Here is a 24,111-nt window from a genome sequence, read left to right as displayed (position 1 = left end):
GTTGGTTTTTACGAAAAAATTATGGGTATCGTAATTTAAGATCATCAATCTCTTAAATTCTTACTAAATTGTAAAGGGATGCAGACAACGCTACAGTTTTAACTAAAGACCTCATTTTTAATAGACTAAAACCAACGATCGAATACAATGAATTTGAAAGAAACGTTATATAAAGTAGTAAATTCCAAAACAGTTCAAGGAATTTTGACAGCCAACATTTTCGCATTCCTAGTCATTGGCATCCAGTCTTCATTGATGCCCAAAGATCCAGGTATACTTGTTTTTTCAGAGTTTGTGATTATTCCAATGTTGATGGGTATTATCACTGCTTGGTTTTGGAAAGACACTAGGATAAGGGGAAAACAAATCACGGGACATTCTGTCGTGAACTGTCTTATTGCGATCTCAATGAGTTTTTTCTTCCTAGGTGAGGGCTTTATCTGTCTCCTAATTGTTTCGCCTCTTATTTTTAGCTTTATTATCGCGGGCGCCTTTATTGGAAGGGCAATGTTTAAAAAGAGAAATCAAAAATTGAATATAAGCATTGTGAGCCTATTACTTGGAGTTTTTATTGTTGACTCCCTAAGTGACCATTATCACGAAAATATGGTTTCTGATGAGATCTTGATTCATGCGACTCCAGCAGAGGTGTGGCAGCACGTGGTCGCCTTTGATCCGATCTACCAGAAGGAAAACTATTGGCTCTTTAAAATAGGGATGCCCAGCCCTATGGCGACAACGGTAAGTGAGCATAAACTGGGTGCAAACCGAAAATGCATTTTTAGCAATGGATATATCTTCGATGAAAAGATTGTAAAATTTGATATCAATAAAAACCTAATTTTTGATATCGTTGATCAACCCAAAGACCCTGAAATTATGGGACATATCGATATAAAAAGAGGTGAATTTATATTGAAGGACAATGGAAATGGCACCACCACCCTTGTGGGGAACAGTTGGTATAACCTTCATGTCTTCCCTACTTGGTACTATGATCTCTGGGCGGAAAGTATTACCAGGAATGTTCATTTTAGAGTAATGAAGCATATTAAATTATTAAGCGAGAGATAGTCTATGTTTTCTTTTGTAGTGAAAAAAGCTGGCTTTTTAAAGGATATCCCTTTAGTCGCCATTATATTTGATAGTCTCATGAGATTTTGGATGTTTGTTACCAAACCTGAATTACTGGATTGGATCGACGAACTGGAGGAAGATATGGCGCAGATGCCCGAAACTACGATTGGAATACATAAATATGGTGGGACTCAGTTTAATTATAAAGGAAAAGAGTTTGCACATGTACACAGTAATGGCTTATTGGATATCTTATTAAATAAAGAGCTAAAACAATCGCTGATATTTGAAGGGAAAATTAAGGATCATCATGTATTTAAAAATTCAGGATGGATAAGTTTTCAGCTTCACAATAAACAAGACGTAGGCTATGGATGTTATCTCTTGAACAAGGCTTACGACCGTGCCAAACAACAGTAGAATTTTGTATATCACCTAAAGTAATTGAAATAGGTTATAAAGTATGGACAACAACCCTCCAATCGTAAAAAAAATCCAATATTTTCGTAATGGACTATAACTGTCTTGAGAGGAATATTTAAGCATTATTCCCAAGAAAACTAGGCCAATCGCTGCGATATAACTTAACATAATTTATTATTAATTTGAACAAAACCCAATATTCAAAGGTAATCACATTTCTGGTCTTTAAAACTAGGTAGTCGTCCAATGTTTGATTTTCTTCATTTAGAATCAATGTATGGCAGCCGGCAATCACAAGATAAATATAATCGTTTAAAATCTTCTTTTTAATAAAGAAAGTAGAACACTTTGGTTATATGTATTATAAGTCAATAGAGTCCATTCCGCGTGAAAAAGAGGCTTCAAGAACGACATAGTCTTGAAATGGGCTATTCCAGAAATGTGAATACATAGGCTTTCGTTTGAATTGTTACAAAGATGACAAATACGTTTTTAAGGATAAATTGCTATCTTAGAAATAGTATAAAAAGCTAATCAAAAACCTATACAAGTAAGCGTCTATAGCGAGCAAAAACAAAACTAGATCAACAAACTTATTATGATTTATGGCTCAAATGAATCTATCAATAGAAATATTAAATTATGGACTCCAACTATCCATGGAATTTGGGAAAAATTGGTTAAAACCTATAAATGAAAGGCTGGAAATTAAATTTCCTAATCTAAATAAGCAACAACAGGAAGAATGCAATCTGATCTGCAAAAGGGTACATCAAATTGCACATAACTACGTGGCCGAGAATCCCATTCGCTCCGATTCAGGAGTTGAATTTGTAGCATTCTACCAATTCAAACAATTTATACTCACAAAATATTGCTGGCTTTCGACTGCAAATTTACAGCGTCTTTACAGTCAAAGTTGTTATTACGCCAGTAAATAAAAATTTAATCAATAGCGTTACTTGGTTATCCTGGAATCTGAAACAACGATGGGGCAATAATCTCTTGGGTTCACATCGTCAACCTAAGTACCGCTTCGCTATTGAAACGGTACTATTTTATTCTTTATTTTTATTGTTTCTGCGCATCTACGCTTCACTTTCTTCCATTGATAGGATTTGAACGAGCGGGGTTGCCATGAGGCAACTTCACATAATAGGATGTATGGTAACCATTACCTGGTCTAAAAAAATCGGTGGATATAATCTGGGCTCCGCTATTAAAAGCCGCATCTGCCCTCTTATAGTCATTGATCTTTGCTTCGTAGGTTTCGATATCTGAACGGCTACGAACAATATAACCTTGTTTTACAAGATTTTGAATTTCATTTTGACGAACTAGCGCATTGTCCAACAGGATAAAAGATGCAAAACTATCATTGGGTTCCGACTGTACAAACATGATACGTTTTTCAAGATTGGGTCTGTCTTTAACATAAGCAGATTCAAGGTTCATTCCAGCAGTGGCCGGAAGTAACAAGAAAACAAATTTTCCACGGGATGTTTTAATGGTCGGCCAGTTGCCCGAACGCACCGCCTCACGTAAGGTGGTATACTTTCCACGTACATCATCTGGGGTAATAAGCTTATCTTTTCCCAATATTTCGACAACTTCGGCATCCAGCTGATCGAATGCCTTTTCATCAAAAGGGAGAACCTCAGCGCTATTTGGAAAGATTGGTATGCTTTTGTCCTTTGCTTCGACCATAATAAAGATCGGAAGATGTCCGGGATGTCTGTCGGACCAATTTCTTAACGCTTTCAAGCCGCTTCGGAAAGTAGCATAATGTGATCGAAAATCAAAATCTGCAATATGGAGCATCTTGAAACCTGGCTTTTCCAAGTCTTCCTTTTGATAGGGCGCCAGATCCGAAACACCCATGTTATTTAATACCTCGTACCCAGCGGGCTTATTGAAACGATGTCCTGTGGGATCATAATAAACATCCATTTCTAAACTCCGAATACCACTGTCGAGCTGTACATCAAAAGATGGGTGATCATATTTCAACCCTTCGCTCATCGTCATCGGATTTGGATGAAACTCCTTAAATGACGCAAGCTTGTCCGCGGGGATTAATGTGGTCATCTTTTCCATCATTTTTGCAAAAATAGGGTCAGCATAGGCGGCAAGACGTGGATCCACAGGCCTAGCATAACTATTATGCGTACCAAGCACCTGAATCTGATTGATCTTTAATGCATTAAGCTGTGGAAGCTCGGATTGCTGAGCATGAATAACTCCAGTACCTAGTACCAGGGTGGACAACGTTGTTAGGATAATCTGTTTGAATTCCATATTTGTTATATTTTAAAAAAGTTTTGCACTGATCCCTACTTGACCACGGACAGAATACCATTCGGCTTGTTCGGCACGATCGTATACACCATGATAGTAGCGCACCGGGGCTCCAGTAATGTTATTTAACTCGACGAATAATCTGAATTTCGAGTTGATACTATAGGAAGAAGAAAAGTCTACCGAAAAATTGCTTGAATACCAACGGTAATGCTCAGGTCCAGCGACCTGACGAATGGCATCAAGATATTTACCTTTATAATTGCCGGCAATACGTGCCATAAACTTGCTATTCTCATAGATCAAGGAGACATTGAACAAGTGTTTTGCCTGCTTAGGAATCGCGCTTTCATCTTCTATCAATTTTCCTTTGTCAAAGCGCGGAACTTTCGCTTTTGAGTCTGTATAGGTATAGTTGGCATCTACTCCAAATCCTTTCCATATTCCTGGCAGCTCTGTAAATCGCTTGGATATGCCGGCTTCAAAACCTAACAGCCAGGCATTTTGAAGATTCTCGGGCTCATTTACATTGAATAAAACACCATCAATATCTTGTGTAGATTGATTGGAATAGATCAGGTTGGAAAGTTTTTTGTAAAATGCACCTGCCGAAACCATACCTATGCCGCCAAAGTAATGTTCGGCCATGAGATCAAAATTGCTAGCGAAAGTGGGTTTCAAGTTTGGGTTACCACGGGTGATGACACGGTTGATATCGTCTTGTGTCGTACCGGGATTAAGGCTACCAAAATCGGGACGGGTGAAACTTCGCGTAAATGCCAGCCGAATAATGTCATTCTTCGTCGCATTGATCTTTACATGCAACATTGGCAGAAAAGCATTATAGCTATTGTCCTGATTGATTGCTTCTACTTTAGTCGATTTGTCTGCGAGCGTTGATACTTTGTTGCCTGAAAAAGTAACTTTGTTGTACTCGTTTCGTATTCCTCCTATAATGGTGAGCTGCTCTGTCAATTTAAATTCAGCAGAACCATAAATTGCATATACATTTTCCTTTCCACTGTAGTAGTTGGCGGCGCCTGATGCGTTGCTAGCTGAATCGACGCGGAATGGGTACAACTTGTTTTCGGCAATACCCTCCGGTGATGCAAGTTGCCTCACTGATGCCATAGCTACCTGATCAATAAGCACATTGTTGTAGGGCGATCCTATTTCGGTCAAAAAACCACCCCGATAGGGATAGGGTTCAGTACCTAGGCTGGCTAATGTTGGAGCAGCTCCAGAGATACCGGCCACATAAATACTATAGGGGTTTTCTACCTGCTTATCCTTGTGGATAAACTTTCCACCAAATTTAACGATCAACGAATTGCTAGGTGTATATTTCAAGTTTACTCCAACACGCTTGTTGCGTTCTTGATTTTTGCTCCTGATATTGACAACTTGTGTTAATTTCATGGCTTCTGCGCTAATCGCTGTAGTGGAAGCAAGATGAGGTAGGATATGGTCAATATAGTCCCCTGTTCCATCTGGCGAATCCATCGCGAGGTATTTCTTTCCATCTGGAGCCAAGCCATCATAATCAACCTTTTGGGAAAAGGTTGCCATTGGATAGTAATCGGGGTCCTTAAATTTAAAAGCAGACTTATCCATGCTCAGTGCCCAATCTAATCCAAATCGTTCTGAAAAACTCGACTGCCCGCTAAGCTCTCCAGAGTAAAGGCTTGTATGGTAATCTGCGGCTCTGGTTGTTATGGTCGCTGTTTTGGTATTAAAATAGAAATAATTCTCACGGACACGCTGAGCGTCCATATATTCACTATAGAGTCCCTTAGCCATGATTTTGTGCCTTTCATTGAATGCATATTCAAGCCCACCATTAAATCCCAGTGTACGCCGGCGTGCAATATAATCCCGCAATTGTAGATCTGTGATGGAAAAAGCCTGCATAGCATTACTGTTCGAAAAATCATAGTTTAGGTTATATCGGTCCTGGGCAGCAGTTCTGTCCCAGATTACTGCCGAAAGGATATAACCCAATTTTCCCTGCGCAACAAGGTCGCCAAAGAGGATTGAACTGTTGTATGATCCGCGCTGAGATTGTCCGTTATAGCCGCCAGCCGCATTGATATGGAGTGTACGTTTTAAGGGTGCTGCTTTGGTAATAAAATTGATCGACCCTCCGATCGCATCTCCTTCCATATCCGGAGTGATTGCTTTTGATAGCTGCACATATTGAATCATCTCTGAAGGGAAAATATCCATCTGAATCCGTCGATCTGCATAGTCAAGACTAGCGGAAGGAAGCCGGTTCCCATTTAACAAAGACGCACTCCACTGTATGGGTGTGCCACGTACGGAAGCATATCGCCCCTCCCCTTGATCTCGTTCAATGGAAACCCCTTGAATGCGTTGTACCGCTTCGGCAGCATTGCGATCGGGTAATTTACCAATAGCATCCGCCGCCAATACTTCCATAATAGCATTTGCCGTTTTTTTGATGTTTAATGCCTTGAGCTGAGAACCAGCTGAAGAACCGACGACAACAACCTCGCCCAGGCTATTATTGGATGGCTGCAATTTGATTATTCCCAAATGAACTCCCTCGCCTGAAACAAGTGTATCTAACACGAATGCTTGATAACCGGTGTATAAAATAGCAAGTCGAGCAGGCCCCTTTTCCTTTAAAATCAGTGTAAACTTGCCATCGAGATTGGTTTGTGCAGTCAACTTCCCCACCTGTATTGTAGCACCAGGCAATACCTCGTCAGTCATTGAAGTGACAGTCCCTGTAATTTGTTGTGCCTGTAAAAAGAAGGGCATCAACGAAATCAAAAAGAGTAATGTTCTTTTCATATCATGTAATCAATTTTTGTTATTTGCTACGAAATTGATATTTCATGAGATGCCTGTCGTCTTTCTCGATAAAGAAGTACGATCAATTAACACAAAACACCACAAAGCACTCATTTAATGATATTTACAAACATTAACTTTGCATTAAGATTAGGTTACCGATAAATTGATACGCTGATCGCGACGTGGAAACACCGCTTTTAGGATTAATTAATACCCGCTTTTCCAGCCCGATGGACAAGCATATTCACTTAGGTATTCACTAGGTTATAATGTGGTTTTGCTTTGAGATAGGCCGAAGGTGTGCAGCCCTGAACCTTTTTGAAATATTGATTAAACGAGGATTTGGAATGGAATCCAGCCTGAAATGCCATCGCAAGTATATTGATGGTCTCTCCTTTGCTTTTGTACAGATCCATTAATGTAATAACCTCCTTAATTCGATACTCATTGACATACTGATAAAAGGACTTTTCCTGGTACTGATTTAACGTTTCGGAAAGATGGTGACGTGATACATCGACCTTTGTAGCAAGAATATCTAATGTGAGACTTGGATCTAAGAAGACTTTATGCTGGGACATCAGATTTTCTACCTTCGCCAAAATACCTACATAGTCTATGCCGGCATTCCTTTCATTTTCCTCAGCAAATGGGTATCGGGGTTTCCCCATCGAGCTGTCCAACCGATTTTCATGCTGATGGTCAAGAATATGCGGCTTTGCTTGCTCCTGCTGATATAAATGAACATATAGGAAGGAGCTTACTTTGACATAAATAATAGATATGCAGATAACCGCTAATATAGAATAGATAATCAGACGGAGCCACAGATGGATAAGATTAAAATAGACGGATATATCAGATAGTCGAGTCCAGATGCTGATGATTAAAAATGCGAGTCCAACAAACAGGAACAGGGAAGCGGCCAGTCTAACCATACGTTTTTCAAGTTTCCAAAATGTCGGTATCGTATGTGTCTTAGCCAAAATTTTTAACGGGTACACGATATATAATATCGTATATGCATAACCAGATATTGAATTGTATAGTTTGATGAATGGTGGTAATTCGCCAGAATGGTTGATCACATAGGCAGCAATCCAAAAGTAACCAATAGATGCACCTATCGATGGAAACATCGCCAAAAGAATATCGATGGGCTTTCCCTTATGTTCGAGAAAACGTATATAACACCATAACAAACCGGGATATGCCAATGCGATAAATGTATTGAATTGCTGATGGATTTTTGAATTGGGCCAAAAGACGTTCAATGCAAAACTGATTGCCAGGTGCAAAAAAATGGAGGCTAATAAATAAGAAAGGATATTATCATGCTGTCCATTATTTTTTTTGTCCTTCAATAAAACTCCCAAAGCCATTAAGGCTTGGGTTGCCCCTACGATAATAATATAATTCACGTTCTTAATCTAATTAAGCTGTTCTGCAAAGTTAATAATCAGGTATTATCAAATTGTTAAATGTACTTTCAGCAAGTTCTCTTGCCATTTCCTATGATGTGATTCCTTTTCAGCTTCTTATTTATCAGAATTAAGCTGTAACTTAAACGCCTATAACGTTTACAAAAGCTCAAGTTCAACATGACATTTCTCCGTAGATATCTTTCTTTCATCGCCTCCATAACTACCCTACTATTTTCCGTGAATGGATTTGCTCAAGAGAGGACTAAAACAGACAGCACGGTAATGGCACTTAAATTCGTTGACACATTACTTCCTGAGGGCAACTATATTGTAGAGGTGTTGGGATCCCCTCCTTTGAATGCCGCTGAGTCGGAAATTCTCAAAAAAATGAAACTTGCCATTCAACAGAACCAAGATTGGTTTCTAAAAACAATGAGCGGATTAAAACCTGGGGAACTTATGCCATATCACAAAAATCTAGGCATTAGCGAACAGGAGTACGCGGTATTTATACAAGTTTCACAATCGGCAAAAATAGACAAAATAGGGATCGTAAAGCTTAAGATCATTCACAAAGACAACAGCATTTATTTCGAGCCCGAAGACTTTCCACATTATTTAAAGGAGCTCACAATTCACCTTAAGGACTATACGATCATGATTGACAGTATACCCTTGAAATACAAAAGTCAACGCATCATGGACAGCAAAAATACAACACTAGTTGCGGGACCATGGAAGGGATACTCCTGGGATTTTGAAGAAATTAGGAAAGACGGACAACTAATTGCAGACCCCGATAAGATGGATCCATCGGAAATTAACACGCTCGATATAAAATCGGTAAAACTGACTATTGGTAAACTCGACCATAATGACCAATGTTTTCTTTATCTAAGAAGTAATATTGTCAATAAAGGTCATGTTCTCGCAAAACAGGATATAGCACTCTTATTAAAAAAAGAATAAGCTAAATCTCGCTTGCTAGCTTATTCATTAAGCAGAAGAAATTCGTCTTGATCAATAAATGGAACAAATGACCAACGGCAGGCTCATTCCCTGATTTGATAGCTAGCTTCTTTTAAAATAAAGCATTTAAATAAAAGGCCACTTAGTGTTTTTCTAAGTGGCCTTTTAGGAACTCCTATAAGCAACTGACGATTGATTAGTTTTACAAATTTGGGTTATTATTCAGTTCGTTTAGAGGTATTGGAAATAAAAAATATTTGCTATTTGGAGATAAGTTAGATCCATCTGGAAACTTGAGAATATAATGTCCCATTACTGCTACTGTCTTTCCAGCATCATCCACAAAGGTCTCATTAGCCTCGCGACGTACAGGCGCCGTCTGCGTCCGAAGAATATCGTAAAGACGGAAACCCTCACCCCATAATTCTTTACGGCGCTCCAATAAAACTTCCTGTACCGCCTTTGCTTTATCAAAATTTGCGACATCGAGATCTTGCAAAGTCCGTTTACGTCTTAATTCGTTCAGGAGGTCTATAGCGCCTTTTACATCGTCCAGGCGAGCTCTACTCTCGGCTTCGATAAGCAGCTGTTCAGATGATCGCATTAAAACGATATGTCCATCACGGTTAGGGTGCTTATTTCTAAACTTACGGTAACGATAAGAACGATAGATCGCCTCAGCAGGTTGCTTCGCAATCTCAAAAAGCGATTTACGCACATCAGCAGCTGTAAATAAGCTGATAAAATTGGGGTCAGGAATAATGCTATTATAACCAAAATATAGATTTACACCTTTGGCATCTGTTGCGTAGGGAGTTGTCTCAATATAGGCTAAGAAAGAAGCTCCACCCAAATTTTGGGTTGCGGTCTGTGGGTGTCCCCAGATCCACTCCGGATTGCTGACATCGTTAAATCCTTCCTTGTACTGCTCTGCCGTCATAATCGGATAACCGACACGTGCTTTTGCTGCATAATCACGTGCTTGCGCCCAATTTTCCTGTGTCAAATATGTTCTAGCCAGTAGACCATAAACGACATTGAGGTCGAGTCTGTTCTTCACTTTCCGGTTGAAACCCGCCAATAATTTTTCGGCTTCTTTCAAATCGGAAATAACCTGCTCATAAACTTCCTTTACTGTAGCCAGTGGTTTGGGAACCGTCGTTGGTGTCGTCGGTTCGGTATAAATCGGTATTGCCTTGACATTTGGGTCTTTCGCATAGGTAAACTGGTACTGACGTACGAGATTGAGATAATTCAATCCCCTCAAGGCATAGGCTTGCCCCTTGAGGTGTTTTAAGCTTTCTTTACTGTTATCGTCAATTTTCACATTGGCTATCAGATTATTGGCATGGTCAATAGATTTATATTGCAAGGTCCAAAAGAAAAGCGCCCGGCGAGTGGTGTTGTCAAAAGGATCTTTATAGGGATATGAGTCCCGAAAACCATAACGGCCGTCACGTGCAATAGCGTCCTCTCCCATCACTTCATGTGTGAGGAATATGGTCGGGAGTCCAGGATTGTCTTGAGAGGTGCTATTTTCCATCAAAAAGCGGATTGATCCGTTGATAAAGGCATCAATATTATTCTCTGAAGAAAATACCTCGGGAGTCGTAATCTGGGTTGCAGGAGCAGTCTCGAAGAAACTGTCACGGCAGGATGAGAGTGCCAATAAAGGAAAAATGATAGTGATATATTTTAATTTCATAATAAATCAAATATGCGTGTTAAAAGGAAACATTGAGGACCAGAGCGTATGACTTCTGTGCCGGGTAGCGATAGTAGGTAACTCCACCTACCGTTTGCTCTGGGTCCAGGCCCTGAGTTCCATAGAACGTCAATAGATTTTCACCTACAAAACGTATCCGGACATCGGAAAGAGACCATTTTGACACTAGATTACGCGGAATAGTATAGCTTAAGCTCAAATTCTTTAGGCGTCCATAGCTTGCACTCCGTAGAAAACGTGTGGAGGGAATACTATTCCAGGAATCAGTCACGTAAGACAATCGAGGGAAATCGGTATCTCTATTTTCGGGTGTCCATCTATTGAGGGCCTCCTTGGACCAGCTTCGCCCCGGTGCTGAACCCACATGCATAATCATGGGTTGATCACCATCAAAGATTTTTCCTCCTAGACTATAGGAAAACAAGAAAGAAAAATCTATTCCTTTGTAACTAAAGTTGTTACTAACACCACCATAAAGATCTGGTAATGAACTTCCTTCAAAATAAAATGTTGCTTCATTTTGATTCGTTGTCGTCGTGCGCCCAGTTATATTTCCTGTTGCATCTTTTACATCTTTATACCAGGTTGCCTTGCCAGTCTCCGGATCTACTCCAGCCCATTCCTTGATATAAAAATCATAGATGGAACCACCTTCAACCATTTTTTTCGTGTTACCATACTGCCCAATGGATCCGGTGAGAATTTCTTTTTGTGGTAGTTTGGTGATTTTATTTTTATAGTGTCCCACATTTGCCGTAATAGACCATCTGAAATCTTTGTTTCGAATAGGCACACCGGTAATCTGCCCATCAATTCCGCGGTTGCTCAATGAGCCGATATTGGCGTCAATCCCGCTATAACCTGTAGACGGTGAAAGTGGCTTTTGGAAAAGCAGGTCTTTTGACTTCCGATCATAGACATCAATCTGTGCTACCAACCGATTGTTAAATAAAGCGATATCAGCGCCGATGTTGAGATTAAGATTTGTTTCCCATTTTAAGTCTGGTGTAGGTAAATCAGAGGGTAAAAGCCCCAAATTGTCCAAACTGTTATAAATGGAATAGAATCCACCATAAGCATAGTTACCAACTTTATCATTTCCCTGAGCTCCATAACTCGCCCGTAGATTCAGGTTGTTAATCGTGCTGATTTCTTTCAGGAAGGATTCTTTTTTGACATTCCAGGCGGCACCGACAGACCAGAAGTTACCCCAACGTGATTGCTTACTGAAGCGGGATGAACCGTCTCTACGGTAGCTTGTAGAAAAATGGTAGCGATCCAGATAATCATAATTTACCTGTCCCAGCCAGCTTGCGAGCTTATAATCGGAAGAAGTCCCGTTAAAAACACCACTCAGTGTCCCTGCGGATGGTTCCGTTTTACCAAGCACCTGGAAGCCCGTGCGGTTACCTGATAGTGAAGAAGCTCCCTCTACATAGATTTCGGGACCGACCAGCGCACTAATGCTATGTTTATTACCAAATGTAGTCGCATAGTTCAGAAAGCTATTGACCGTATAGTTGAGTGTACGGCTCGAACTTCGGCTTGCGGATCCCGCTCCATCTGTAAGGACACCGGTACTATAGTACGAATGCGAATAGGTATGTGAACTCGTGTTTCGGTAGTCGATATTGGCCGAGGTCTTCAGGAATAAATTGTCCGCAAATGATATTTTGATATTGGTCCCCAACAAAACTGATTCATTGTTGCTACCGGAAATTGCATTTTCCGCGCTACCTAAAATATTTGAACCACTCGCAGCTGTGGTTGGGCGCCATAACCCATAGTCCCAGATCTTATTGCCCTGTTCATCCAGCACATAGCTCCCATCGGGATTGCGCTGATAGACGGGATACAGATCGGACACTAAACGCTGAAAGTTAGCGAAGTTGCCGGTATTGCTATCGCTCTGCGTGGGCGCACGTTGAAAGCCTGATGACAAGGCAACATTCCCACCAACTTCAAACCAGTTGTTCACCTTTGATTGTATATTTGTTCGGAAATTATACCGCTTGAAATCAGCCGTGCGAATCCAGCCTTGTTCATTGAGGTAACCGACAGAAAGATAATAACGAGTACTTGCGCCGCCACCACTCAAGCTAAGGTCATATTGCTGGCGTCCCCCCCTTCGGGCAATTGCTTCTCCCCAGTTATCGTTCCAGAGCGATGTTGCTCCTGCAACCAGCTTTCCATCGAGTCCCACAGGTTTTGGATAGTTAGTCCCAAAGATGTTTACTTTAAGCGCACCATCGACCAAATAATCTGTGGCGTACTGGGCAGCATCGCCGGCGGATTTCCCTTGATCGAGCTGCGTATTGCGGATTGCTTCCCATTGCAATTCATAATATTCCTGCTGGGATAGGTATTCATAATCTTTCACGGCCCTCCCTGTATAACCGTAATTCGCCGAAAAGTTAACGGCAGTCTTACTGTTCAGTTCACCGGATTTTGTTGTGATCACGATGACGCCATTTGCACCACGTGAACCGTATAGTGCACTTGCTGTCGCATCTTTTAAGACCGAAATAGAAAGGATATCTTTTGGATTGAGGCTATTGGGATTGGCCCCGGGGGTACCATCTACGACATAAAGCGGTGCTGTTGACGCGTTTACAGAGCCTACACCCCTGACAAATAACTCGGCATCACTCCCAGGCTGACCTGCTGCGGCAATGGACTGTAGCCCAGGCACCGTCCCTTGCAATGCTTTCCCAATTGTCGTAATCTGTAGATTATCTAATTCTTTGCCACTTACGGTAGCTACGGATCCTGTATAACTTGATTTTTTAGCCGTAGTATAACCTACGACGACGGTCTCCTCAAGTGTATGATCCACAGGCTCAAGTTCAATAACCACTGGAGAATGATCTATGACCAAGGTCTGACTTGTATACCCCACAAAGGAAATTGTCACTGTAAAGGGTAATTTCTGTCCGGTTACAAATTGAAACCTCCCAAATTTATCGGTACTTACATGATGGGTTACATCCTTTAGACTTAAGGTTGCACCAGAAAGAGGCTTTCCAGTGGCAGCGTCCTGCACAACACCACTGAGTACAGCATTTATAATAGATTTTGTTTGCTCCTGTGCGAAGGAAGGTACCACGGCCCCACTGCCAGCTAGTGAAAGAAGCAAATAAAACAAGCTTGATTTTCTCATTGTTTTTCTGTTTGATGTTTTTTGTTTGTTCTTTACTCGCCGTAGATTTCCTTTAATTTCTGCAATAGCGCATCGCCTTTAATGTTTCGGGCCACGATAATACCATGCTCATCGATAAGTAGGTTGCTCGGGATAAAACGGACACCATACAGAGCTGCAGCTTCTGTATCCCAGAACGAAAGATCAGAAACCTGAGTCCAATCCAATCCATCGTCCTTAATGGCTTTTAGCCAATCTGCTTTTTTCTTATCCAGTGATACGCCAAATACGCTAAATCCATGGTTTTTATATTTCTGGAAAGCCGCAACAATATTGGGATTCTCCCGACGGCAAGGACCACACCAGGCTGCCCAAAAATCAAGCAATACGTATCCTTTACCAAGATGCTCACTGAATCTTATTTTATTTCCATCGGGACCAATAGACACAAAATCTAAGGCTTTATTCCCCGGCAATACGGCACGCTGTTTTAAGATTAAATCTTTCAAGATGCGCACATATTGTGTTTGTTGCAATGAGGCATCCAGCAATTTTGTATGCTCTTCGAGCTCATCCGGCGACAGATTATAGGAATAGTTACGGAACAATGCATACGCAGCGACAATAGATTTGGGATCCGCTTCAATAAACTGCTTAGCAGTATACTTACGTTGCTCTTTATTTGCGCGCTCAAAATAATCTTGAGCTTTTGACCCTCTCACAGTAGCATGATCGCCATTTTCTCCATACTGGATGAGCACTTCAATTGGAGCATCCTCCAAGAAAAGTTGGACGGGATGGCCTTCTTCATTCAACTTCAGACCATAGAGTTCGGGTAACTGCACTTGAGTCCCGAAACTAAATCGACCGTTGTGGACTAAAGCTGAATCAATCGTCTTAAATACTTTATTATCGTATTGTTGAAGATATATTTTACCTTCTTTCAATCCTTCTATTTTTCCAGTTAAACGTAGCGCTGCTACTTTTTGGGCCGATGCCTGTGTGGCAAGAAACAGCATCGAAACAGTAAATAATGTCAGTTTATTTTTCATCTATTTAAATTATTTAGGAGTGTTTATTTTCACTGGTATAAATGAAATCACTATGCCCAGTTTGCTTTTTCTAATAAAACTGCCTGATATATTCATTTTCCGGTAGGATTATTCATGGATATTTTGCTTTTTAGCTATATTTATGAACTCCTCACTCTCCATTGAATAAATCATAGTTTTATCCTATTTTATTCGTTGTTAGTTTGTAATCGTTTATCTTCTTATCCCAGATTGAAGAACCTGTCCGAGCAAGACCGCATTAAAAAAGCTGCGTGCATTGCCAAAGGAAATACCTCGGAATAAGGGATCGTCAACAAAATATACAATACGTCCATTCCCACTATTTTCTACGATAATGCTGGCTGTACCTGTGATGCTCTTTTGGTTTTCGGCCGATGCGTATCCATTTAATAAGGGAGACTTGCTATAAATTGCAACATTATTATAGGCCTGGTCACCTAGCTCAACAAAAAGAGTGTGGTTGCGGTAAACAGGCTTTGTTTTCTGGGTGTAACCATAACCGATGGGATGGGTTCTGTCAATTTCAGTGTTAAAATAGGTTCCACCAATACGTTTTGTTCCTTCCCGACCTTGGGCGGAAGCATAATCAAAACGTTCCTTTGTTTTCGTTGGTTTTTCCTCTTTCGGCACTACACTATCGCTCCTTCCGTCAAGAAATTGAAAAGAAGCAATCTTTTGTCCTGCAAGCCATTGTCCAGTACGTCCAAAAGCAATTAATGTTCCCCCATTTTTTACCCAAGCACGGATACGCTCAATAGCCGCCGAACTCAATCCGGTGTACTCGCCGCTAGCCAATACAAGTACTTGATATTCCTCGAGGTTTACACGACTGAATTGATCAAGATTTAACCGTAAGATCGGCTGTTCCAATTGGCGCTCAAATGTATACCACACTTCTCCGGCCTCATAAGCACTAATCCCATTTCCGGTTAAAAGCAATGCATTTTGAGGTGCGAGGCTTTTAAATCCACTACTTCCGAGATCTATTCCCTTTCCGCTGTATCCCGTGGAAGCGGATGCAATCGTTATATTTCCTCTTTTATTCAATTTCTGTAAGAGATCAAATAATTCATCTGCTGAGATGGGCTGACCTTGTATGGGAATCAGCAGACTTCCATAATCAAACCCTATTGTCCTGCCCTGATCAGATAGTTCAAAGGGACTGCTAGCGGACTTAACAAGGATGCCGCGCTGTAGCAATTGGGATAACAACCAAGCTGCTCCCTCCTGCCGCCAGTCTACGAGATAAGCATAATTACTCCTTGTCAGGGCAATAGCGTGCGGATTGATAGCAGAACTTTGATCGCTCTCTCCGTTGTCCACCCCTTGTTTTAGACTAGCATAAGAGAAGCCATAGAGGTAAGCAATGGAATTGCCCGAGCCATCATAAAAAACGCTGTCCACATATGTTTTGGTTTCGTCAAAGATGACTTTGACCAGCCGATAGTTTGCCTGCGCCGTCGGAATAATGATGGAAGTTCCTTTCTCAAAATCTTTACCATCTACCTTACGGTCACGATTGTTCGTTAGGTAGCGGATTTGATGCCTGGCAAGAAGTTCCTTGAAATGTGCTGCTGTGTTATTATTGTACTTTAGATCTACCAAGTAACCTTTAACCGGATCTTTTTGAGCTAATTCGAACGCCGACTGGAAGAATCTCAGTTGATTTTCCAAAAGTGTCGTACGATGATCAATAGATGCTGTAATGCTCGCCAAGGCTATTCTGAAGTGGTTTCGAATAGCAAAGGGGTAAGTTAGATCACCATTGCTTGTTTTTTGAAAGAGGCCTCGTGGACTTGCTTGCTCAAAGAGGATTCCTAAGCTTCCGACATGATCAGGATAAGTAGATCCATAGGTTGGATTAATATTATCAAATTGTTCTTTGGTGAAATAAAAAGATCCTATTTCATCCAATGCCTTCGCATAATAAGTAGCAAGTTTCTGATTTAGCTGATATGTACTTTTAGGGACTAAGGGAGATTCTTGAGCATCGGTCTTTGTGGGTTCGAAGAAGAAGGAAGATGCTGCTCCCATCTCATGGAAGTCGCCTTGAAAATGGGGCAGCCAATGTTGAAAGTAGCTGACACGCGCCTTACTTTCGGGATTTACCTGATTGATCCAATCGCGGTTTAAGTCAAACCAATAGTGATTTGTTCGGCCTCCGGGCCAAACTTCGTTGTGCTCTCTATCCAGAGGGCTTCCGTTTGGTGGAAATGCTGCATTAGCATTGACCCAATTGACATAACGATCATAACCATCTGGATTACGAACTGGGTCTATAAAAAATATTCCCTTTGCAAGTGAGGTCGCAACAACTGGGTCTTCGGCAGCCGCTAGGTAATAAGCGGTTAAAATAGATGCTTCGGCAGCTGAGGTTTCGTTACCGTGCACACTAAAACCCAAAAATACCAATGCGGGCTGTGTTTCATTAGATACGATCCGGTTCTCTTTTGCTTTGTTAATCGTTTCGATATGCTGTTGACGAATTTGTTCACTATTGCGTATGTTGTCGGGTGAAGAAGCTTTCAGCACGATCAGCGGTCTCCCTTCCCAGGTACGACCAATCGTATCTATCTTTATCCGGCCGGAACGTTGCTCAAGTATCTTAAAATAATCAACAATCTGGTCATAACGGGTATGACTATGACCGATTTGATGATTGAAAAATTGACTTGGCGTGGGGATGTTTGTCACAAAACGGCTTCCTGCCGGAAAATAATAATCTTTCTCCAAGTTTTGCCCAGCGGATTCATTTTGAAACACTTTGGGCACTGGGCCCTCCTGGGCAGAAGCAAAAAGAATACTGCTCCACAGAAAAAAAAGCAATAGCGAGCACTGGAAAAATACTTCGTATTTTTTCATAGGGATGAATTAGTTTAATAAGTGAATACTGACAAGTAGGATGATGCTACTTGTGGCATGATTGATAATAAGAGAAATACTATCCTTTACTATCCATTAAAAAAGTCTAGAAGAAAAAATTTAAGCGCAATAGCGCATTCGAAATGGAGTAAGGTTAAATCGAATGTTTTTCATGTTGTGAATGACGGAAAAGGTTGATCTTTGTGGTTTCATTTGAACTTTGTTTTTGTTAGGTTGTATCGCTGCCAACGCCAATTGATAAACGATTTGATCACAAATATAAAACATCTTACTGATAAATACTACTAAACAAGTAGTCTTTTTTTTACTTTTATCAGGAATCACGATTTTGTGACAAGGATATCATTGCCCAATACACCTAAGACGCCGGACCAAGGATAGCTATAAACTTTTCGAGATACTTACATTTATCCGAAGCAATGGTAATCATTTCCTTTAGATTATTATTCGTGGTTTTAGGATTTCAACAGAGGTGAGTTTATCATTTCATTGTGAAAGCGCTCCAAGTGTAAGGTACGTTGCCCAGATACTGGCTGCTAGAGCGAACAAGAGACTGTACCAGAGAATATCTATTGGCCTTCTGATCTTTATCAAAAAAACTATGACAAACATCAATGGGCAAACTGTGATAAAAATAAAGATAATTGTCGCTAAAGTCTCGAAAATATCTTGACTATAATTCATAAGCAATAACATGATCCCGACATAAAACAGCCAGACGAGGAGCGGTGAAATAAAGCACAACAGCAATCTCCACAGTAATTTGAGCTTAAAATGATCCGGGATGGCCCTGCGATAATTTCTATATAATAAATAACATATCCCCGCCAGACATAGGACCAGAATTACTAACTGCAAATAGATATTAAAAATGGTGTCAGCACGGGTGTTGATATTTGAAGAGGATTGGAGTTTATCATGGTTATAGTGTTTGATATTGATTGTTTCTCCATTAACAAATGTCTTTATGACCTTATCGGCACTGATCGTGTCCCTGATTATCCAGGTGGAGTCTTCCAATCCCATCTTATAAAATCCTTCAATAATAGTCTTACCTCCTTTTGTCCTGATGAACCGTCCATCAAGTCGCCCACCATTAAATCTTAAAGAATCACTCCCCTCTTCAGTATTGACTGTGAGCAAAGTTATTTTTCCGGGCGAAACCAGGCTAGCACTATCTGCTAAACGATGTAAAATGGCAAGATCAAGAGTTTTGATTGATTGATTTTTATTGTAATCATCGTTCCGCTCAGGCCTACTGGTAGATAGATAATTTATTTTGACAACAAGTAAGGAATCGCTTTTATGAAATTCCAATTCATCATCAAAATTAAGGTGCTGGATTGTCGGATCTTTTAACAGTACATACTGCGGCTGATCAAAAGATTGGATATATCTTTGCTGGCTGGTAGCACAGAAAGAGAAAATTGCGACAGCTGCGCTAAAATATGTGCTCAATCGCGTCATTAAGACTGGATTGACGGACTGTTGTGCCCTCCTTTTTGTGTAGAACCATGCCAACAATATCATGGGTAATGCGATCAGATCCGAAAGATCCACGGTTCTTCCAATACCAAAGTAGGGCTTCATAAATTGTATGATAACCGAGGAATATTCACTTTTCCAAAAGACAAATAAGACTGCTGTGGATATAAAAACCGTTAATTTTTGTTTAGGGAAGATAGCGGACCAGAAAATAGGGAAAATAAAAAGCCCACTGAAATCAGATAGTTTTCCGGTAAACGTATTATGGAATACCGCTTTCAGAAAAAAATCATTGATAATTAATAGAACAAGAAAAAAAATAAAAAGTGGCGAAACAAGATGCTTTAGGCGTTCATACATACTTTAGCGTTTACGTTTTCTATTGATACTTATTATGTAATTTGGTAACCCAAAGACTACAGCAGTTGCGAAGACCATTTTCACAATAGTTATGGGGATATTGTTTAAGATTGGGAAAGTGTGATTTTCGGAAAATAACGGCAAAAATAGAATGGTTCATTCGACCATTAACATCCCATCGGGGTTTTAATAATAATTAATTTGGTTACTTTTTGTCCATTGTCTTTCCGCTTACCTACGATTCGTAAGAAATATCGACTTATACTTATGGCACAAGGATATTCACGTGGAGAATTTGTCTTTTCCAAAAGTTTAAACCAATCCTCTCCACACTGCTCTTTTACTGTTTGTTTCAACTCATCCATCGAGACTTCGGGAAAGGTATTATAATCCTCTTCGGTGTATTTATCACCTACAAATTGCCCATTTGAATTTTGTTTTAACGACTTCCAGTTGGAGTTAAAATGCTCCCAATCAATAAGATCACAGTGAGGCCCTTCATTCATAATGGTTACACTCGTTTCATACCGTTGCTCAATGTTCAAACCGATAAGTTGCTCGCTCGAAATGGATATGGTACGTCCTTCAATGGTTTCTCCAACTTCAGCTTCGATCTCAGCAGTATCTTTTTGAATCCGTTCCATTTTTTCTGCATCAAAAATAGCCATGCCATTAATGACTACTACAAGTTCATTGAATTTTATTTTTGTAATTGTGTTAGATTCATTCGTATTGTGTACAGCGGATAGGTCCACGCTATCGCTCCCTCCTAGCTGCATATTTTTATTTTCAGTCAGTAGAACTCCTGCAGTATCTTTCTTTTCGTCCCCAGTGATAACTACATGTTGTGGATCAGTTCGTTTTTTTTGTTCTCTTTCGTTTCTACAGCTTAAAGCCATTAGCGCGAGTATAGTAAGCGTAATATTTTTCCACATGATAAAGTCGTTTTAAAATCCAGAACGTCCACAATGAATGGTACTTTACTTGATATTTATCTTATTGTTTAACTCAGCAGTGTAATAAGTAAACTGCTTGCTTCTCTCATTGTCGACCTTTTTAAGTGTATAAGCTTTTACAATTATGGTATTCTGATCGATCCATCTAATATTTTCGACTGCCCAGTTTTCGGTTTGAAAACTACTGTTTTCGGAAAGACGAATCCGAAATGGAGTTCCTTTTCGCACGTCAAGAATTCCTATAAAACAGCTATTAGGTGCGTACACCTCATTGTAGTAATATGCCAGAAACCGTGCGTCAGGAGATGGAATAGGAATTTCAACAGCACCATCACCTACCGAAGCAATCCTATGCTGGCTACCCTCGATGCTATCCAACAAAACCAAATCGCTAAAACCTAAACTTTCGGCAACAGAATGGCTTACCAAAATATGCATTTTCAGCTGTGGAAAATAGCCGTTATACTCCCAACCCTGGAATCCATCCCCTTGGCCTGCTGAGGAATCATACTTTTTAAATTTTAACTTACCTTTTCCTATTGGAATCACAAAATTTTTCTTTTCAACTGCAGGCCTGATATCGACGACGGTATTGGCGCTGAATGCCTTTTCATAGTTTTCTGCTGCCGCGGTCTTGAAATTTATCTTAGGCAAGCTGTCGTACCGATCTCCATAGCCGACAGTCAGATTTTTATCGGACTGCCCGTAAACAAGGCTTATGGAAAAAAGAATAATAAAAATCAATCTCATATTTATTTCTCGATTATGCGTAGCAAGAAAAGTTTTCTTGATACTATTTGACAAGCAGATTTATAACTTCCTAAAAGAATTAAAAACCAACTCGATATAAAGGTAACTTACATAACAACAAAAGTTAAAGGCTATTTAATATTTGTTTATAGCTGTTTATGATTCGCAGCTTCATAAGCTTTTTTTGCTTCGCGGTGGCATGAGTCATTGTATCAGCAAATTTGACGGCAATCTAGTATATATTAGGCTTCTATCTACCCGTCTAACAGATATCAAAAAAATAGTCCTACATGTGCTGTGCATTGCTTTGTACAGCCAAAAAATTCAAGGGAGAAGAAATTGGAGCTCTTTTTGCCATTAAAATTTAACGAATTTATCCTATCTTTAATATTCAAATATTTAAATTTTATGAAGGCACATACGTACGAAACACAATCGACAATTACTCCTGAAAAAGCATTAGACTTCTTAAAAGAAGGCAATCAACGCTTTGTCAATAATCTAAAAGCAAACCGGGATCTACTCGAACAGGTAAATGCTACTCGTGAGGGTCAATGGCCATTTGCTGTGGTGTTAAGCTGTATCGATAGCCGCACTTCTGCTGAACTTATATTTGACCAAGGTTTGGGTGATATTTTCAGTATCAGAATTGCAGGAAATTTTGTCAATCAAGATATTCTAGGCTCTATGGAATTTGGCTGTAATGTCGCTGGATCTAAACTGGTTGTCGTTTTAGGCCATACCAAATGTGGTGCTTTGAAAGGTGGATTGGATGCTGCACAAATCGAAACAATGGGAATGGACAACTTGAACCATTTAGTTAATCATTTTGATCCTATTATCAATGAAGTGATTGATGAGAATGAAGAGCGTTCATCAAAAAATAGTGTATTGCTGGAGAAACTCAACCAACAGAATATTAAACACGCAATTAAAGATATTCGCAGACAAAGTTCAACACTTCGTAAACTTGAAGAAGAAGGTAAGATCAAGATTGTTGGTGCCAATTATGATGTTGAAACAGGAAGTGTAAATTGGTTATAGGCTTATTTCAGAAAATGTGATCAACTCTTATGAGGATCAAAATTTGATGACTTATTCAAAGAACTGTACAGCATAACACGAAGACATGGGTTATGCTATAAATATAAAAAGGCCGTTTGGAAAGTATCCAAATGGCCTTAAATTACTTTGTATTCCTACTATTTATTTCAGATAATTTTCAATATCAACAAGCTGGTATTTGGGGCTTCTCTGCATGAATTCATCCAAAAAAGCGCTATGGGTAGCTCCCATTATTATAAGAATTCGATCATCGTTATTGACTGGTATCTGGTTTAAATTGGAGAATATCCGCAGATTTCGTCTATAAAATTTGCTCGCTTCATCTGCCCCTTCGAAATTGCCTTTTGTACTATTGTGAGTTAATATATCAGCATTTAGATTTATAAATTTTTGGAAAGTCGCTTTGCGATTAAATAGCTTCAATTTTTCTAGCACAGAAAGGTTTTCTGCGGCCATAAATTCTTTAAGAATACTGGCGTTGTATTTTTTTGAGGTTATACTGTCCACCTGATTTTCCAATTCATTCCCTATATTATAGTTATAAGCTGCAGTCTGCTGCTCGTCGATACCATATATTTTGTTTACGCCAGTCATTTTACCGATTTCGTAAGCAATTAAGGCGATCTCCCCTCCATATTTTGGTGTATAATCTTTAGTTTCCTTAAAACTCCTGTAGTCTGCGTTCAATTCCTCATTTTTGGTTGGAAGTACTTCCACACAAATTATTGTCGGTTTGAATTCCGCCAGCATCTTTGCTATTTTATAAGCCTCATTCTTATTTTTGTCATCCTTTTCATTAAATTTTACTTTATGTGCATCAGGTGTATATGTCATGTGAAAAGTCGCAAAATTTAAGACTTCAATTTTTTGCGCATAAACTTTTCCAAAAAGAATTCCACAAAGCAATATGAGGATGAATTTTAAATTGATCCCTTTTGCTCTGTTAGATAATTGAATCAACTGTGCTGTGTTTTTCAGGCTTTTCATGTGTTAGTTTGTTCTTATTGATTCAAAAATATCACAGTTCGCTCGAATACAGGCTACACTTGGGTGTAGTTTTATAGGTGGGCCTAGGCGGAATAGCTTAACTCATTCTTTATGGCTAATGAAAGCTTCCAGAACAGCTTTAGTCGATGAATATTCAGGTGTACTGCTTTTGAAAACCACGTTATCGATTAACCATCGTTCCTGCTTTATTAAAACCACTTCGTCAAACCAATTTAGTTTTAATTTGGAATTCTTAAACTCCAGGATAGCTCTGGCCGTCTTGCCTTCGACTATAATACTATCCAAAACAAATTGTTCTGCACCTTCATACTCGCTCGTGAAAATATCTCCTTCCAATATGATTGGCTTGTCGGTAGGATCGCTACCATTGGCTGTTTTGAGTACCTCATCTTTTTCCTTAGCGATCGCTTGGGTGATCAATGTCGCCAAGTCTTTGCTGAGAAGGTTCATATTGACAGTCTCTAAGCGGCTCTTGTAATTCATAAAAAAGGTATTTAAGGTTTGAGTTATTTCTGAAATATCCTGCTTCTTTTCATACTCCTCCCTTAAATTCTTATCTGGTTCTGGCACAAGTTCAGTACGGTCATGAGTACTATCCTTTTTTCTTTCCGGATTGGTACAATGTGCTAAGAATATGATGATCATCTGACCGAGC

General features: G+C 39.8%; 16 protein-coding genes. 4 read left to right on the top strand and 12 right to left on the bottom strand.

Features of this window, described 5'->3' with window-relative positions:
• Nucleotides 1-147 precede the first annotated feature (147 nt).
• Nucleotides 148-1,074, top strand: a complete 927-nt coding sequence (locus tag DFQ12_RS00575) for an SRPBCC family protein (RefSeq protein ID WP_120257091.1) — start codon at nt 148-150, stop codon at nt 1,072-1,074.
• A gap of 3 nt (nt 1,075-1,077) precedes the next feature.
• Entirely contained in the window at nt 1,078-1,497 is a 420-nt protein-coding gene (locus DFQ12_RS00570; protein ID WP_120257090.1) for a luciferase domain-containing protein, read from the top strand.
• A gap of 1,098 nt (nt 1,498-2,595) precedes the next feature.
• Here the strand turns inward: DFQ12_RS00570 and DFQ12_RS00560 are convergent.
• The 3 genes from DFQ12_RS00560 to DFQ12_RS00550 form a co-directional block, all read right to left on the bottom strand.
• Complete coding sequence (locus tag DFQ12_RS00560) at nt 2,596-3,798, bottom strand: Ca2+-dependent phosphoinositide-specific phospholipase C (protein ID WP_120257088.1); 1,203 nt, start codon at nt 3,796-3,798, stop codon at nt 2,596-2,598.
• A gap of 12 nt (nt 3,799-3,810) precedes the next feature.
• Complete coding sequence (locus tag DFQ12_RS00555) at nt 3,811-6,615, bottom strand: TonB-dependent receptor (protein ID WP_120257087.1); 2,805 nt, start codon at nt 6,613-6,615, stop codon at nt 3,811-3,813.
• Nucleotides 6,616-6,866: 251 nt separating this feature from the next.
• The gene (locus DFQ12_RS00550; protein ID WP_120257086.1) at nt 6,867-8,039 is read right to left on the bottom strand and encodes an AraC family transcriptional regulator; all 1,173 of its coding nucleotides are present in this window, start codon (nt 8,037-8,039) and stop codon (nt 6,867-6,869) included.
• 180 nt (nt 8,040-8,219) lie between these two features.
• Between DFQ12_RS00550 and DFQ12_RS00545 the strand changes: the two genes are divergently transcribed.
• The gene (locus tag DFQ12_RS00545) at nt 8,220-9,011 is read left to right on the top strand and encodes a hypothetical protein (RefSeq protein WP_120257085.1); all 792 of its coding nucleotides are present in this window, start codon (nt 8,220-8,222) and stop codon (nt 9,009-9,011) included.
• A gap of 202 nt (nt 9,012-9,213) precedes the next feature.
• Here DFQ12_RS00545 and DFQ12_RS00540 read toward each other — a convergent pair whose 3' ends face one another.
• The 7 genes from DFQ12_RS00540 to DFQ12_RS00510 form a co-directional block, all read right to left on the bottom strand.
• Nucleotides 9,214-10,716 carry a RagB/SusD family nutrient uptake outer membrane protein gene (locus DFQ12_RS00540; protein WP_120257084.1) on the bottom strand — a complete coding sequence of 501 codons (1,503 nt, stop codon included), beginning with the start codon at nt 10,714-10,716 and terminating at the stop codon, nt 9,214-9,216.
• Between the two features lie 19 nt (nt 10,717-10,735).
• On the bottom strand, nt 10,736-13,897 hold the full coding sequence (locus DFQ12_RS00535) for a SusC/RagA family TonB-linked outer membrane protein (RefSeq protein WP_120257083.1): 3,162 nt from the start codon (nt 13,895-13,897) through the stop codon (nt 10,736-10,738).
• 32 nt (nt 13,898-13,929) lie between these two features.
• Nucleotides 13,930-14,928, bottom strand: a complete 999-nt coding sequence (locus tag DFQ12_RS00530; RefSeq protein WP_120257082.1) for a TlpA disulfide reductase family protein — start codon at nt 14,926-14,928, stop codon at nt 13,930-13,932.
• Nucleotides 14,929-15,141: 213 nt separating this feature from the next.
• Nucleotides 15,142-17,811 (bottom strand): M14 family metallopeptidase, encoded by a 2,670-nt coding sequence (locus DFQ12_RS00525; protein WP_120257081.1) that lies wholly within the window; start codon nt 17,809-17,811, stop codon nt 15,142-15,144.
• Between the two features lie 507 nt (nt 17,812-18,318).
• Nucleotides 18,319-19,677 (bottom strand): hypothetical protein, encoded by a 1,359-nt coding sequence (locus DFQ12_RS00520; protein ID WP_120257080.1) that lies wholly within the window; start codon nt 19,675-19,677, stop codon nt 18,319-18,321.
• Nucleotides 19,678-19,844: 167 nt separating this feature from the next.
• Entirely contained in the window at nt 19,845-20,612 is a 768-nt protein-coding gene (locus tag DFQ12_RS00515) for a hypothetical protein (protein WP_244211646.1), read from the bottom strand.
• A 45-nt stretch (nt 20,613-20,657) separates the two neighbouring features.
• Nucleotides 20,658-21,383 (bottom strand): hypothetical protein, encoded by a 726-nt coding sequence (locus DFQ12_RS00510; RefSeq protein ID WP_120257079.1) that lies wholly within the window; start codon nt 21,381-21,383, stop codon nt 20,658-20,660.
• Between the two features lie 297 nt (nt 21,384-21,680).
• Here DFQ12_RS00510 and DFQ12_RS00505 point away from each other — a divergent pair, with 297 nt between their 5' ends.
• Nucleotides 21,681-22,427: a carbonic anhydrase family protein gene (locus tag DFQ12_RS00505; RefSeq protein ID WP_279634374.1), complete on the top strand. Its 747-nt coding sequence runs from the start codon at nt 21,681-21,683 to the stop codon at nt 22,425-22,427.
• A 162-nt stretch (nt 22,428-22,589) separates the two neighbouring features.
• Here DFQ12_RS00505 and DFQ12_RS00500 read toward each other — a convergent pair whose 3' ends face one another.
• Complete coding sequence (locus DFQ12_RS00500; RefSeq protein WP_208642403.1) at nt 22,590-23,435, bottom strand: DUF5694 domain-containing protein; 846 nt, start codon at nt 23,433-23,435, stop codon at nt 22,590-22,592.
• A 102-nt stretch (nt 23,436-23,537) separates the two neighbouring features.
• Complete coding sequence (locus DFQ12_RS00495; RefSeq protein WP_147420301.1) at nt 23,538-24,101, bottom strand: hypothetical protein; 564 nt, start codon at nt 24,099-24,101, stop codon at nt 23,538-23,540.
• Nucleotides 24,102-24,111 lie beyond the last annotated feature (10 nt).

The organism is Sphingobacterium detergens (assembly GCF_003610355.1).
Classification (GTDB): domain Bacteria; phylum Bacteroidota; class Bacteroidia; order Sphingobacteriales; family Sphingobacteriaceae; genus Sphingobacterium; species Sphingobacterium detergens.
This window is presented reverse-complemented; position numbering and strand designations above follow the sequence as displayed.

Excerpts from the sequence above, each read along its gene's own strand:
- DFQ12_RS00570 (WP_120257090.1), top strand. The coding sequence starts at position 1,078 with ATGTTTTCTTTTGTAGTGAAAAAAGCTGGCTTTTTAAAGGATATCCCT.
- DFQ12_RS00525 (WP_120257081.1), bottom strand. The coding sequence starts at position 17,811 with ATGAAAAAATACGAAGTATTTTTCCAGTGCTCGCTATTGCTTTTTTTT.
- DFQ12_RS00515 (WP_244211646.1), bottom strand. The coding sequence starts at position 20,612 with ATGTGGAAAAATATTACGCTTACTATACTCGCGCTAATGGCTTTAAGC.
- DFQ12_RS00555 (WP_120257087.1), bottom strand. The coding sequence starts at position 6,615 with ATGAAAAGAACATTACTCTTTTTGATTTCGTTGATGCCCTTCTTTTTA.
- DFQ12_RS00575 (WP_120257091.1), top strand. The coding sequence starts at position 148 with ATGAATTTGAAAGAAACGTTATATAAAGTAGTAAATTCCAAAACAGTT.
- DFQ12_RS00535 (WP_120257083.1), bottom strand. The coding sequence starts at position 13,897 with ATGAGAAAATCAAGCTTGTTTTATTTGCTTCTTTCACTAGCTGGCAGT.
- DFQ12_RS00560 (WP_120257088.1), bottom strand. The coding sequence starts at position 3,798 with ATGGAATTCAAACAGATTATCCTAACAACGTTGTCCACCCTGGTACTA.
- DFQ12_RS00540 (WP_120257084.1), bottom strand. The coding sequence starts at position 10,716 with ATGAAATTAAAATATATCACTATCATTTTTCCTTTATTGGCACTCTCA.
- DFQ12_RS00530 (WP_120257082.1), bottom strand. The coding sequence starts at position 14,928 with ATGAAAAATAAACTGACATTATTTACTGTTTCGATGCTGTTTCTTGCC.
- DFQ12_RS00520 (WP_120257080.1), bottom strand. The coding sequence starts at position 19,677 with ATGTATGAACGCCTAAAGCATCTTGTTTCGCCACTTTTTATTTTTTTT.
- DFQ12_RS00545 (WP_120257085.1), top strand. The coding sequence starts at position 8,220 with ATGACATTTCTCCGTAGATATCTTTCTTTCATCGCCTCCATAACTACC.
- DFQ12_RS00500 (WP_208642403.1), bottom strand. The coding sequence starts at position 23,435 with ATGAAAAGCCTGAAAAACACAGCACAGTTGATTCAATTATCTAACAGA.
- DFQ12_RS00510 (WP_120257079.1), bottom strand. The coding sequence starts at position 21,383 with ATGAGATTGATTTTTATTATTCTTTTTTCCATAAGCCTTGTTTACGGG.
- DFQ12_RS00495 (WP_147420301.1), bottom strand. The coding sequence starts at position 24,101 with ATGATCATCATATTCTTAGCACATTGTACCAATCCGGAAAGAAAAAAG.